General features: G+C 58.7%; 9 protein-coding genes and 1 pseudogene. All 10 read right to left on the bottom strand.

What is annotated here, in order from left to right; genetic code table 11:
- Positions 1-52: 52 nt before the first annotated feature.
- Positions 53-1387, bottom strand: a complete 1335-nt coding sequence (locus ACVI1L_RS25435; protein WP_456784155.1) for a glutamine synthetase family protein — start codon at positions 1385-1387, stop codon at positions 53-55.
- Positions 1384-2673 carry an ATP-grasp domain-containing protein gene (locus tag ACVI1L_RS25430; protein WP_456784153.1) on the bottom strand — a complete coding sequence of 430 codons (1290 nt, stop codon included), beginning with the start codon at positions 2671-2673 and terminating at the stop codon, positions 1384-1386. The genes ACVI1L_RS25435 and ACVI1L_RS25430 overlap by 4 nt, the downstream gene beginning before the upstream one ends.
- Positions 2670-3692, bottom strand: coding sequence for an EamA family transporter (locus ACVI1L_RS25425; protein WP_456784152.1), 1023 nt, complete (start codon positions 3690-3692; stop codon positions 2670-2672). The genes ACVI1L_RS25430 and ACVI1L_RS25425 overlap by 4 nt, the downstream gene beginning before the upstream one ends.
- Positions 3689-4519, bottom strand: coding sequence for a gamma-glutamyl-gamma-aminobutyrate hydrolase family protein (locus ACVI1L_RS25420; protein ID WP_456784151.1), 831 nt, complete (start codon positions 4517-4519; stop codon positions 3689-3691). Before ACVI1L_RS25420 ends, ACVI1L_RS25425 begins: the two co-directional genes overlap by 4 nt.
- Entirely contained in the window at positions 4516-5574 is a 1059-nt protein-coding gene (gene rtxC, locus ACVI1L_RS25415; protein ID WP_253640530.1) for a dhydrorhizobitoxine desaturase, read from the bottom strand. Before rtxC ends, ACVI1L_RS25420 begins: the two co-directional genes overlap by 4 nt.
- A gap of 31 nt (positions 5575-5605) precedes the next feature.
- Positions 5606-8017: a 2-aminoethylphosphonate--pyruvate transaminase gene (locus ACVI1L_RS25410; RefSeq protein WP_456784150.1), complete on the bottom strand. Its 2412-nt coding sequence runs from the start codon at positions 8015-8017 to the stop codon at positions 5606-5608.
- Positions 8018-10306: 2289 nt separating this feature from the next.
- Positions 10307-10417, bottom strand: a pseudogene (locus ACVI1L_RS25405) (hypothetical protein); the annotation flags it as partial.
- A gap of 225 nt (positions 10418-10642) precedes the next feature.
- Positions 10643-12172 carry a S10 family peptidase gene (locus ACVI1L_RS25400; protein WP_456784149.1) on the bottom strand — a complete coding sequence of 510 codons (1530 nt, stop codon included), beginning with the start codon at positions 12170-12172 and terminating at the stop codon, positions 10643-10645.
- Positions 12173-12838: 666 nt separating this feature from the next.
- A complete protein-coding gene (queD, locus tag ACVI1L_RS25395; protein ID WP_456784148.1) occupies positions 12839-13231 on the bottom strand; it encodes a 6-carboxytetrahydropterin synthase QueD in 393 nt (130 codons plus the stop codon).
- Positions 13218-14489, bottom strand: coding sequence for an MFS transporter (locus ACVI1L_RS25390; protein ID WP_456784147.1), 1272 nt, complete (start codon positions 14487-14489; stop codon positions 13218-13220). The genes queD and ACVI1L_RS25390 overlap by 14 nt, the downstream gene beginning before the upstream one ends.
- Positions 14490-14492: the final 3 nt, after the last annotated feature.

Genomic DNA, 14492 nt, shown 5'->3' with positions numbered 1-14492 from the left:
TTGCCCTGATCAACTGCAGCGTAACGGCTGCAATGCTCAATAGGGCGAACAGCTAGATGATCTCGAAGTACCGCCGACGTTCAAAGTCAGTGACCCGATGTTGAACGGCCTCCCACTCCCAGCGGCGGGAGCAGGAAAAGGCCTCAACAAACCTTTCCCCGAACACATCATTGGCCGCCGGGGACTGTGCAAACCAATATGTTGCCTCGGACAGGCTTTGAGGCAGCCTCCCGGAGCGAGAACCCATCTCCATGCTTGCATCACCGACGATCGAAGTCGGCAAGACCGCATCTGTCTCGACGCCCAGCATGCCCGAACCGACGGCACATGAGAGAGCGAGGTACGGGTTCATGTCTGCGCCGGCCAGCCTGTACTCAAGGCGATGTGCAGACGGCTCTCCCGGAATGGCCCGCACCGCGCATGAGCGGTTGTCAATTCCCCAGCTTGGGCAGACCGGCGCCCAGTAGCCGGGGACCAATCTCTTGTAGCTATTGAAGTTCGGCGCGGCGAGGACACAGAACTCATTCATGTAGTTCAGTTGTCCGCCGATAAATTGCCTCATGATCTTTGAGACGTTGCGAAACGCGTTATTGTCGTAAAACGCATTCTGGCCGTCCGAGGACATCGAGATGTGAATATGGCCCGACTGGCCGGGCCATTCCTCACAAACCTTGGCCATGAATGTCGCCATCATGCCTTTCGTCTGCGCCCAGGCTTTTATCATTGCCTTGAAGATGATCGCGCGATCCGCAGCTTCCAGGGCATCACAATGATGAAGCGATGCTTCAATCACGCCCGGCCCTGTCTCGAAGTGCAAGCCGCTGAGAGGTATTCTGGCCTTCTCACAAAGCGCCAGGATCTCGCCGAACAGCTCCTGGTGCGCGACAGAGCGGGCAATCGAGTAACCGAAGGGACCTCGCGTGAACGGAGCCCATTGGCCGAACGGCTTGTCCTCAATTGTGTCGGCGTTCTCGTTGAACAGCATGAACTCGAACTCGAACCCGGCCGTGCAGCCGTATCCGTGATCAGCTGCCCTTTTCAGGACTTTACGCAGGATACCTCGCGGGCAGATGTCCTCATGTGCGCCCGTAAACTCGGCAAGGTAGAGATCCTGATCGCCGAGATAAGACACCAAACGACCGGTGCCAGACAGAACACGTAGATCGGCATCTCCGAATGCTGAGAGCGGCTTTTGGGTGAATCCTGCGGGAATGACCCGGTCCGCACAATCCCACGCCAGCACCGCTTCAGAGAACTTGACGACTTTATCCCCGTCCGAGAGATCTTCACCCAAGACGTGCTTACCTCGAAGGATACCGTCAAAGTCGCTTACGCCAATCATCGCAGCACGAGTTGAATTCGTGCGAGCCACACGGATGTCGGTCATTCGCCGCCTTCCTGCGCCATCAGATCGAACACCTGGTTCATCCGCAGCGTACGCAACTGGCGATAGTCATCCTCAAGCTGTACCAGGTCGTTGTTGACGAGGTACACGATGCCTGGTGTGGACGCCAAGTCGATCGTCGGGATCAGCTTTTGGCCTATGGGAACGAATGCAATGGCATCCGCGAAGCTCGAGAGGTTGCGGATTGCATCTAATCCGGAGTAACCCGCAACGACGCCGCTCATATCGGAAATCAACGAGACGCACAGTGCATGAGCCTGTCGCTTGTAGGCGCCACGCAACCTCATACACTCACCAAAGCCCTTGGGATCCGCGTACCGCCAGGCCGTTAGCGACATATGATTGTCACCCAATGCCATGGTCCGGGCTTTTGCCGACATGGTTCCTTGCAGTCTCGCTCCGAAGTCGACCAAAACTGGTCCGCGATCATCGACGATGATCTCTGCATGCGCGGGTCCGTTGACGATCTGAAGCGCCTGCAACGCTCGCACAAGATAATCGGACAGCTCCAGAACGATTGGCTCCTTGGCTCCCAGCAACCACTCGCGGGAGCAGACCGATGACGCTCCCTCGACGAGAACGGTCTCGTAGGTCCAGGCCTCGGTGACGAACGCTTCTCCATCGATCGAGACGGCATTTACGGTATACTGCTGACCGTTTATTTTCTCCTGTGCAAGCGCCAGTTCATTGAACGCTCCGACCCGGTTTGTCTTTCCGACGATGGCAGCCAGAGCGCGTTGAACATCTGCATCAGTCGAGCAAAAGAACACGTCCTCCGTGCCTGTGCTGTTCAGCGGCTTGATCACGATCTCATCGAAGTTCTCTTGACGCTTCCAGCTTGCGATCTCAACGGCATTGTCGGACACGACTTGCCTGATCGATCGCACGCCTGCCGCGGCCAACGCTTCGGACATCCGCGATTTGTCACGCCGGGCGGCTGACAGAGCCGTCCCATTCGAAGGCAAGCCCAGCCGCTCCGAGATGGAATCGGCGAGCTCAACTCCGGTCTCGGACCCCGCTATAACGAACTCCAGCTCCCTGCCGCGGAGCGCCTGAAGATGAAATTCAACGATCTCGTCGTGGGCCATGCATTCGCGGGGACGAATGACTTCGTCATACAGGTCCGCATTGAAATGCGACTGGAAGATGGATGGAATCTGTGCAGCTGACATCACGTGCACCGTTCCAATTCCGTACCGCCTGAACTCTTCAGGTAGAAATCGGCCAGTCGAATATGCGTCGACGATTACACATTTGCGTTCGTTCATGCGGTCCTCCGATACTGCGAGTAGACGTTGCCGACAGCGACAATCGTGATGAGAAGATTTCCAACGAACGTATGTAGCGAAGGCACGATACGAGAATCGAAGTACTGGAACAGGAACGTGATGACAGGGGCGGTGGACAGCACCATGTTGACGGTGAAGGGCTCGACGCGGCGGATACCCTCCTGGATCAAGAGCAAAGGAACAATGATCGTGGAGAGCCCAATCGCTGCGATCGCAGGCCAATGCTGCGAGATCTCAAGCACCATGGAGGAATAGTCGACCAGTCCCAGCAGCAGGAGAATCGTTCCGTAGAACCGATGCGCCAATACCTGTCGACCAGAAAACCCGTATTCGAACAGCAGTTTGACAAGTATATTTGTAAGCGCCAGCGATAGGCCGGCCACGATTGCGAGGACGATACCCAAAGACGATCGAGGCCCCCACTGCACGCCCGCATTGCCGCTGACCGAGATCCAGATCATGTAGCCGCCAATTATCGCAATCGTGGCGCTCACGACGATGTCGGATGCCGGAGGGATGCCCTTCCGCCTGATCAGCGCGTTCAACCACACTGTTGCGGCGGGTCCCAGCGCCACCATGAACGCGACGACGATCGCAGGTTCGGCGTATTTCAGGCCGACAAACAATCCGATCCAGCTGATCGCGGTCACGAGGTTGAGCGACACAAAAGCCACGAGCGCTGGCTTCGTGGCTCGTGCCTTGCCCGTCCCGTGACCAGCCAGCAGATTGAACGACAGACATACCGCGGCAAAGGACACCAACAGAGCGACGAACAGGTCTGCTTGCTGAAAATACGATGCCGCATACACCTCGCCTGCCGCGCTCAGGACGACGTAAAGCGCCACAAAGAGAACTCCCAGAGCGAAGCGGCTGGTCGATCGTCCGCCGTTGCCTCGATGCTGCCGCGGCGCAGCGCGCATCCCGAACCATGCCGGCGCGTCGGTTCCGGTGCACTCCCCTTTTGATCTGGGCGGACCGCGTTTGGTTTGAAATGTCACTGTCCGCCTCTTGTGCTTCTTTGTTCGGCGTAGGCAAGGCACGCCTCTCCGAATGCCGTGAATAGTCGCCTGCTCAGCAGATCGGTTGAAGCGTGCCATTCGGGGTGCCATTGCACAGCGATCTGCAGCGTTGGCGCGCCCACGACCGAGACCGATTCGACCAGACCGTCAGGCGCCCACGCCTCCCGTCTTAGCGCAGTGGCCAGCACTTCTATGCCTTGATTGTGCAGGGAGTTGACCTGCGCTTCGACAGCGCGCGCGATCGGAAAGAGCGCACCGTCGGGACATATCCTGATGCTATGCGCGACATCATACTGGCGATCTCTCGGGCGGTCCGGCTTCTCGGCATGCATCTGGCCACTCCCCAGACTCCACTCGCTAAGGGATGAGCGAAGCGTGCCGCCGAAATAGACGTTGAGCTCCTGCAGCCCCCGGCAGATGCCCAGGATCGGCATTCCCTGCGCAATGGCATTCTTGATCGCTACCGCGGATAGCCTGTCCCGGGGACGATCACGGATTCCATTCTCGATGTCCTGCTGATCAGCTCCCGGACAGGACGCAGGCGCCGTCAAAACCGCAGGATCGACATTGGATTCGTCTCCCGTCAACACGAGTCCGTCGAGAGCCTGCATGATCGCCGGAGCGGTTTCAACCGACGCATCTTCAGCGTCGATCGTCGGCAATATGACGCACGCCAGTCCCGCATGATGAAGCAGGGCCTTGACGTACTTGCGCCGCAACCAATCACGATGCACGCCATCGACCAACAGACGGTTCGAGGTGATGCCGACCACGGCACGGGCTTTGTATGGCCGTTGCAATGTCACGCGAGTTGTCCACTCGGGTTGGTACCGCGCACAGACTGCTCATACAGACGCCGGTTTCGCTCCTTCAACTGAGTGATGACGCTTGGCTGACCTTGCGGCCCCTTGACGAAGAGCCCTCCCCAGCTTGCGGCAACCTTTGCGTAAGCTGGATCCTGCATCCTGATTTTCTGGGCTTTGTGCAGCAGCCAGAACGGGATGCCAGGCGAGAGGTGGTGCTCGAGGTGATATTCATCCAGGTTTTGCCCCAGGATGGCCCGCTCCAGGAAATTCCCCTTCCGATTCCTGGTCAGATAGACGTTCTGCGTTTCGGTCTCGCACATGGGCGAGTGCTCGGCGAGTTCGACAAACCAGCCAAGGACCTGGAACGTGGTGAGATAGGGCACGATCCAGAACAGGACCACGATGTGGAGCAGCCCAAGGGCATATGATCCGCCCAGGATGCAGATCCAGAAAAGATAGAAGCCATATTTGTCGATAAGTATGCCTGAGCGGCTCTCGTCCTCGGCATCTCTGATCGAAAAACGGTTGGTCCAGAGATACTTCAGGTACGCCACTGTCGCACCGCCAAATATCGGCTTCCAGATCAGGTTGAACGCGTACCGCTCAGGTGGCTGCACGTCGTAAACACCGTTGGCCAGGAAGAACTTCAGATCGGGGTCCTTGTCAGGATCGCCGAGATAGGGATGATGCAAATAGACGTGTGAGATCCGGTAGGCCCAGTGGCGCTGGAACAGCGGATAGGCGGCGAATAGAATCCCGAGGACGTAGTTCCAGGTGGTATTCTTCGCGAGCGTGCGGTGAGCCGCATCATGGGCGATAGTCGTCAATCCGCGCTGGTAGGCGCCGATCAGAAGAACTGCGAGTGGATACAACCACCATGAGACCGACACGGTCGCGAGCGTGCACGCTGCGATCACGGCGTAGTCTTTCGCGATATACGCCGCTCCCGTTATGTTATCGGGCCTCAGCTCGGAGAGCTGCTTATTGATCTCGCGGCTGAATGGAACGGCCTCATAGCGTGACGACCTCAGTTTCCAAGCTTCTGGCTGATTCATGAGAATTCCTTCCTGATCGCCTTGCAGGTTGTCAGATTGCGGAGAGCGCTTTGTGCAGATCGCGGACAATGTCGTTGACGTCCTCGATGCCGACGCAAAGCCGGATCGAACCGCCAAATATGCCAGCGGCCTCGCGCTTTTCCCGTGGAACGGTTGTGTGTGTCGTGGAGACAGGATGCGTCACCAGTGTGCGGGCATCTCCGACATTCGAAACGTGATACATCAAGTCGACGTTCTGGATGAACTTGCGTCCGGCCAGCTCGTCCTCCACTTCGAACATGACCATTGCGCCGTGCCCGTATGCCGGGTTGAGCGTCTGGTCGACGGTTTCCCGATCCGCTCCTTCGAAAAGCCCCGGATAGAAGACACGGCGTACCTTTGGATGCTCCTTGAGAGCGCCTGCGACGACCCTGGCGTTGGCGCAATGCTGCTTCATGCGAAGCGGCAGCGTCTCAAGCCCCTGGATCAGTTGGAAGCTCGCAAACGGAGCGATCGCAGCCCCCGTATCGCGCAACCAAGTCATGCGGGCCTTCAGCAGAAACTCGCTTTTTCCAAGATCGTCGACATCTTGCAGCGCGCTGCGCCAGATAATCCCGCCATGCGCCTCGTCAGGACCGTTGAACAACGGAAAGCGGGAGGCGCCGCGGTAGCTGAACTTGCCGTTGTCGACAATCAGTCCGCCCAGTGTGGTGCCATGGCCGCATATGTATTTCGTCGCGGAGTACGTCGTGATCGCAGCACCGAGATCTGACGGCCGACAGACCAGTGGCGTCGTCGTATTATCCACCACCAGGGGAACGCCGTACTTCCGACCGATCTCCGCCAGCTTCTTGACCGGGAGCGGAATCAGACAGGGGTTCGAAATCACCTCTCCGAACAGGCATATCGTGCGATCATCGATGGCACGTTCGAACGTCTCGGGCCTTCGAGGATCCGCCGTCCTGACGCTAATGCCAAGACGCTTCAGCGTGTTATGGAGCAGGTTCCAGGTATTGCCATACAGATATGGCGAGGCGACGACATTATCCCCGACCTGCCCGCTTGCCAGGTTGACGATGGCAAGGAAGGTTGCCGCTTGCCCTGATGCGACGGCGAGCGAATCCCTTCCCGTATCGACCGCCGCATACCTTCTTTCCAGCGCGCGCGTCGTCGGATTGATGATCCTTGTATAGGTGAACCCATCAGCCTTTACGTTGTAGACATCGGCAATGTGGTTCAGATCGCCATCGAGTTCATAAGCCGTGTTCTGATATATCGGCACGGCCACAGCTTTCGTCACCGGGTCGCGACGGTAACCCGCGTGCAGAACGGCAGTCTCGGGGGACCATGGCACCTGCGCGCCCGCTGCCACGCGAGGCGGCACCTTGACGAGGGCCTGGGATGTCTCCTGGGCGGATATTGGTCGCGCCGCGGCACCCTGACCAGGGCGGAAGTATGTCCGGAAGGCGCAACCCAACTGCTGAATCCAACCGGATTGAATTTCCCCGATGCAGCCGATCCGGAAACTCCGCGTCGCAACGTGCAGCTTGGAGTAGATGTAAAGGTTGTGGCTCGCCAGGTGGCGATACAGCCCATCAAATGCTGCCTGATCCGCCATCCCCGACGGCGCAACGAACGCAACGCAGACCGGCGACTGCACGTTCGCGGCTAGCAGCGGGGAGACCACTCCCTCGAGCTCCTTGAGGAGATCGTCCCTGACCTTCTCATACCTGCGGCGACGGGCAGGAACGCTCTCTTCCTCGAGGATCTCCAGTGCCCTGGTCGTTGCCTGAACGATATGGGTGGGAGGTGTCGAACGCCATTCACCTGTGCGCTCCAGCGAGAGCCATTGGTCTCTCACGTCGAGCACAAATGACCTCGGCTCTTGAACCGCTTTCTCCAACAGTTCGCGAGAGGCGATGACAAACGCTACGCCTGGAGGCCCCTCTATGCACTTGTTGCTCGACGTGACCAGGACGTCAGGCCCCCCCTTGCTCAGGTCAATATCGATGCCGCCAAAAGAGCTCATCCCGTCGACGATCGTCTTCACGCCACGCCGTCTCGCCTCCTCCACGATTGCATCCAGCGGATTGACGATGCCGGTCGTGGTCTCGCAATGAACGAAACACAGGTGCGTAACGCCGGGATTTCGGTCCAGATGCTCGCCGATCTCCTGAGGATCCAAACGGTCGGTCGCCCGCTTGGCAAGCGTCTGCGCTTCGACACCCCATAGCCGCAGCATCTTGTATATGCGCTCGCCATAGATGCCGTTTATGCAAACGAGTGGTTTGTGGGCTGAAGACACGAATGTTGACAGAGCGGCTTCCATCGCAAAAGAGCCGCCTCCCTGAATCGGGACCACCGAATAGTCGTCGGCATTTGCCAGCAAATTGAGGATCAGCCGCCGCATGCGGGCGGTCACTTCCTTGAACTCGCAATCGCGCGATGCAAGGTCAAGCTGCATTTGGCTTCTGACATCCAGCGATAACGACAATGGACCAGGCGTCAGCAAAGAACGCTTTCTTGTCACACTATTCCCCCTCAGTTGTATTCATCGATGCATCTGGAGCCGCCCCCAGCAAAGAGACGGCGAGCGCCGTTCAAGAGCTTTGCGCCCTGCGCGATAGAGCCCGGGTGCGCTTCGGATCGGCAGTCGAAGAAGCTGCCCGGGGACAACCTGCACATCCAGTCGCGGACGCGAAGTGATGTCTCGCAAGGCTCTTGAGCGATGTCATTCAGATCTCCCAACAGTTCGCATTATGACCGCCCCTCGAACCCCATTTGGCGCGACGCGCCACTCTGATCCGGCCATACGCATCTCGCAGATTTGAGCGCGAGTGTCGGCTTGTCGCCGCGCATTGGCGGCCCAACCGGCCGGCATACGCGCGCCATTCCGGCAATATTGAAATCGGATTAGCAGTGCGCGTCGGACCGTGGCGGCCGGGCCGGATCCCGGCACGGCGCATTTGATGCTTGCCGCTTCCTGCGTGAGCCTAAGACTTGAGACATTCGCACACTGTCGCTCGTTGGAGGTTTTTTGTACGCTGACGACCCTCGCCGTCTATTTTTCAGATCGTACAACTTGACGTTAGGTGCGTTTCAACCCTCTCCGGAATTTTCTCGCGTGAATTTTTCCTGACGTGCGCCTCCACCTTCGTGAGACAACACGACGTGTGCGGAGATTCTCGAAAGAGCTCCGTAGTCGCCTGGAGTTCAATGACGCTGTCGGAATTCACCTGAGCTAAATGGCCACGGACGGTCAGCCCTGCCTACTCCGCCTGCGTTGCCTGCGCGGCGCTTTGCCACATCGGCAAACAGATACACGGGTCTGTTGGCGCTGCGTGTCCGTCAGCCGCGCCCGGTTCTGCAGTTCGTTAACCTTGAGCTTGACCACATAATTCAACCTCTGCCCGGCCGACGCGCTGGGAAGCTTCCGCTCAGGGCTGTGGCGGTTCAGCCGGTCCTTTCGCAGGCTGCGGACAAACAATGACGCAGCTGGAAGACAATGGAGGACGACTGCTGCTTTCTGGCGTCGCTCCTCCCGATCAGATGATCGCTCATGCTCCGATGCTCGTTGGCATGCGCGAACGGCAATCCAGGGTGACTCTATCGAGCAACTTGCAGCTCTTTGCGTCAGCTTGGGGCGGCCCTCGCAGGTGACCTATCATTGACGACGCGGTATTCGCGAGCTCCTAAGACCATTCGATTGTCTTCGCGAAACTCCGGCTACGGTACCGTCATCTAGTGCAATGTTGCGCGGATTATGCCACCCGCGTGGTGAAAGCTCACCCTTTTTCCGGTCGAGACACTTGCCGCTGGGATCGGGTTTCCAGGACTCTCGAATGAGCGTGCGGAAAACCAGACTTTGGAACGGAACGATGAGCGCATGTCCAACAAAGAGTAACCAGCTCGCTCGGGTTCGACGGCAGGCTTTTCTGACAGAACGATGATGGTCCATAACGCGGGTTGCTGAGGACGTTGCTTGTTGATTAAACCTCCTGAGTGCCGCACGTTTAAATCGCAAGTCGTGCGCGGCCTGTCAGCAATCGGCCGCACGATTTTCCGTCGTGTCTGCCTGGCCGCTGCGCTCTGTCGAGTACCGCCTGTTTGTGTCTACTCTTGCATCGTGACCCTCTTGGCACATGAATCGCTAAGAACCTCATCGGCTTGGCTGTTTATCTTCACGCCCCCAAGGCGGCCAAGCTGGCGAAGCAAACTTGGCGCGGGCGGCTCCTCCAAACACCCGCGCCTTCTTTCCGAAGCGTCGTAAACCGGGGGATTTTGGCACCAGGTCTCTGAGAAGATCGACTCATGGCCCGTAAGAGGCATTAAAGAATGCATGCCGGTTGTGGGTGGTCGAAAGGACAAATCGAAGCTCGCCTGGTACTTGCGGCGAATAAAAGCTTGCTCATGAGCCAGCCCCTCACGATCACTTCACCGAAGTGTGCCGCAAGGCACGGGCTCAAATTCATTTCGGCTCTCCGGAAGCGCTTCGCTCTACAACTTCCGAGAAGCGCGTCTCACTGGGAAAGCGATTCGCGCGCCTTGGGGCCTAACAAAATTCGCGATGATATGTTCTTGTTACTCACCAACGCACCTCAAGAAGATTGATTGGCTCGCTTAAGCCGGATTCCAACTGTTTCATCGTTGACGACCCTGGTGATAACGATGCTGTAGGTCCGCCGTCGGTATAATTCGGCACTTACAGGTTTTGGCCAAGGAGGCGATGACTGCGCAGTGTTGGACATCGCCATCAGGACCTGCGAACGATGCGCGCTCCGTGAGCGTGATCGGGCAGATCGCGCGCGGCGGCGTTATTGTCGAGCTCTATTCGGCCATCTTCGACGAAGCGCGTCACCCCCGCCCAGCGTGAGAGCCCGCATCAGATGGCGTCCGCAAGCTTGCTCCTTGGCTGATCAAGCCGAGTTTTGTTCGCAGCCATTTTTGGACTGCGTCGTCTAGCGGCCGGACGACGCCGATCCACGCCTTGATCGGCGAGAGACCGGCCGCATGTGCTCTGTCCCGTAGCATCAGCGACATTGTGTTTATGCGAAGGCGGCCTTGCTCCTGACCAGGCCTGGCATCGGCCTTATTTCATCAGCGCTTCGACCTCTGCTCGAAAAGCGTGGCGCGAGGCATCTCGTGAATAGAACATGTGGCCGCCCGGAAACACAACAAGTTTGACGCGCGGTGTGGAGGCAAATGGCGGCAGTTGATCGAGCACGATCTGTGATCCGAAATATGGCGTGGCGAGGTCAAACAGCCCGTGCGCCACCAGCAATTTCATGTTCCGGTCCGTCGCCAAGATCTTGCGCAGCTCCGAAACTGACTCCGGAGGGCTGCGGCCGAAATCCCAGGCCTCCCTGACCTTGGGATTGGCCAGTTCATAGGAGCCCTCCGGCCGCCAGGCAAGCTTGCGCGTAAGGAGATCGACAGTGGCGCTGGTCAGAGGCGCCACCAGCGTATCGCTTGAGGGATCGCCTGAAAGCTGGAAATCAGACTCCGGATATGGATCGAGGCCACGCACAGAGGCATCATACCTGCCGATTAACTTGCCATTCTTGCGGTCGAACTCACGGCGGAATTCGGCGACTTCGAAACGGCCGGCGAGCCGACGGCTGACCGCTTGGTCGATGCCGCTCAGCATCGCGACCTTATCGGCCAGACGCGTAGTTGCTTCCTTGTCGGCCTGGCCTTTGATGAGATCGACCAGAAACTCGCCGCGCGCATAAGCTTCCACGTCGGCGAGATCGGCTCGGTTTACCGAACCTTCGGCTTCACGCAGGGTCGCGACATAGCTGGGCAGCGTGGCGACGTACTGCAGCACGCTCCTGCCGGCGCTGTAGTCGAACACTGGCGAGACCATGATCAGGCCCCTAACGCCTATGCCCTGCCGCATCTGCAACTGGTCGACGACCTTTGGCCCACGAATGCCGCCATAACTTTCACCCGCGATGTACTTCGGCGACAACAGCCGGTCATGCTTTTCGAGCCAGCGACGGATCACCAGCGCGAGCGCGTTGACGTCGCCCTCAACGGAATAGAGCCGCTTGCGCGCGTCATCGCCGGTCGCCACGAAACGGCTATAGCCGGTGCCGACAGGATCGAGAAACACCAGATCGGTGAAATCGAGCCACGTTTCCGCGTTTGGCCTCACCTCGGGAAATGTCGATGGCGTGACCTCGTCAGCATTGATCGGCAGCCGCCACGGTCCGGCATTGCCAAGCTGCAGCCATGCCGATGATGATCCTGGTCCGCCGTTGAAGAAGAATGTCACCGGGCGCGTGCCGAGATCAGCGCCCTCAAGCTGATAGGAAGTATAGACGATATCTGCCTGCGGCTCACCCTTATCATCGAACAGGCGGATGGAACCGACGGTCGCGACGAAAGAAAGCGTCCGCCCAGGCAGCTCAAGCGTGTGCCTGGTGCTTGAGTCCGGCGGCAGGCGATGCTGCTCGGTCAGTGACGACATACCCAGGTTTTGCCCGCCACCACCCTTCTGGCCGGCCGGTATTGTGACCTGGGCGGGCGACGGATTGTTGGCCCAAGCGCTCCCCATCGCCTCAGAGGCAAACAGGATCAGCGCAAGAGAGGTGAGACCCGGAGCGGTCAATTTCATCGCGTTTCCCCTGCCCGGCGCGGCCCTTGGTGCGCGAGGCGTATCTGTCAAAATGGCTCTAACGAGTAGCTCATGCGGCTGAACAACAAAGCTACCGGATCGAGTAGTCGTCACCATCGATCGAGACGCAAAACCCGTCATTCCACACACTTCCAAGACGTGCCCGTCACGGTTTCAGCAAAGCGCCCCAAGAGGGCGCATGGTCGTGCGTGTGGACTTTGCGCACAAAACGAGGCGGTGGCTGCGAGGCAAGTCGTGATCGACAACAGGCGGAGCAACTGCTTCGAGAGTAGTTCGAGAGCCAGGCCACATCAGTGAAGCGCATTGTCGATCTGTGTGCTCAAGAGCAATCGCAGTATCCGGCCCTTGGATGCCAATCAGCTCCCTGATTTACAAGTAGAATGTCGGCGCCGCGTCACGCCATCAGGGCAATGTGGCACGGCCGGCGACGATGCCAGACAAGCCTGCAGCGACCTAGACTACTGCATCTCGACCGGGTGAGCGGTCCGATGACTGGGCGCGGGAACTCTTCCACCGTGGCAGGCCAATGGGGATGAGCGGCACGGCTGATGAATAACGGTCGAGTTCTATATCGGACGCCGCCGAGCACCGGCCACATTGCCCGGCATCCATAGCGCAGTCGCATCGGCGTTTCACCGCCCTCGACTAACTCGGCGTGCATTTTGGACTGCCGCCATAAGCCGCCACCTCCGCCCAACAGTCGGCGGTCTCATAAATCCGCACACTCGCGCAATGGGGAATGCGATCAAAGAACCAACGGGCGATGATCTCGGCGGTTGGGTTCTCCAGTCCGTCGACATCGTTGAGCAGTCGGTGATCGACGAGCTTCAGCAGCGGCTCCAGCTCGGCATCCATCTCAGCGAAGTCCCTCACGAAGCCCCTCGCGTCCACCCCTCCGCGCATCACCACTTCCATACGGTAGTTGTGGCCGTGTAGGTTCTTACATTTGTGGCCATCGGGGAGATTGGGAAGGCGATGAGCTGATTCAAAACTATAGGTGCGGCCAATCAGCGTGATCACTCCATCATCGCCGTTCATTCCGTAAGTCCCTCGCGCCAACAACTTGCTCCGCAGAAAAGGGCCTGCTAACTCTTGCCGGCCCTTCCTTATCAGATTGACGGAGCAATGCCAGGCCGAGCAAGGCCGAGAGAGCAGAGCCGAGGCCCGGCAGTATCAGCGTGACCGCGTAACCTAATCTCGCCACGGCAAACCCACTCGCCGCGAAGCCGACCAACGCTGACGCCGACATTACCGAGGTCAGAAACGTGACATCTGTGCCCGCCTTGCCTGGTCGGGCGAGCCCGAGAAACCAGTTCGTGAATGTAACATGCTGAACAGCGAGTGCCGCGAACACGATGCCGACGCTCACAACGGCGCTCACGCGAACGCTGATGTAGCGATCAACCATCGCAAGCGCACCGAAACTTATCGCCATGACTGCGCAGCCCCAGATCAAGCCTCGCTGCGGTGCCATTCGACCGATGATGGCGCTGGTCAGCGGCGCTACCAGCGTATACGTCAATACGTTCGAAAGCGCCCCGATCCATCCAATGTCTGCCGCGGCGAAGCCGAGGTCAACAAGCCGTAACTGAACCGTCGCGAACGCCACAGCGATCCCGATAACCGCCGGCGCGATCAATGCGGCCGTCGTCCACAGGCCAGGGTAGCGAAAGATCGCGGAGATCGAGGGGCGCTGCGTCGAGCTCCATCGGTCGCTGCGTTGCAGCGGTTCAGAAATAGCGAATACCCAACCAGCGAAAACGGCTAGCAGCATCGCCAAACCCAACAAAGCTGGACGCCAACCGACCATCTCGATCAATTGGAGGCAGACGGCGCCGCCGATTACATGGCCGATGGCCCGGCCCCAACCCAGCAGCGCTGCGCCGAGCGGCCGTTCGCTGGAATCGAGAGCTTCGGCTATATAGCCCAAAGTTGCGATCCGCTGCGTGGCGGCAATGGTCGCAAGTACCAGGGAGACAAGAAAAAGCGACACAAAATCGGTCTTCGGGTTCAAGAATGCCATTGCTGCCAACACAATGGTACTGGCGACTTGGGTCAACAGGATCCACGAACGTCTCAGCCCGAGACGATTGAGGCTCCATCGATCCACCACCGGGGCCCAAAGGAAGTTAACGGTGAATGCAAAGAAAGCGGTGCCATACAGACCGACCAGTTCCAGGCTGGCACCGTTGCCCCGAAGGATCACGGGAATGGCTGAATAGATGAACGCGATCGCCAGATACTGCTGACTAGCCAACGCGACCATCCCAATGAGTGGCACGTAACGATTTGCCATCTG

It is taken from the genome of Bradyrhizobium sp. USDA 4516 (assembly GCF_054055915.1).
This window is presented reverse-complemented; position numbering and strand designations above follow the sequence as displayed.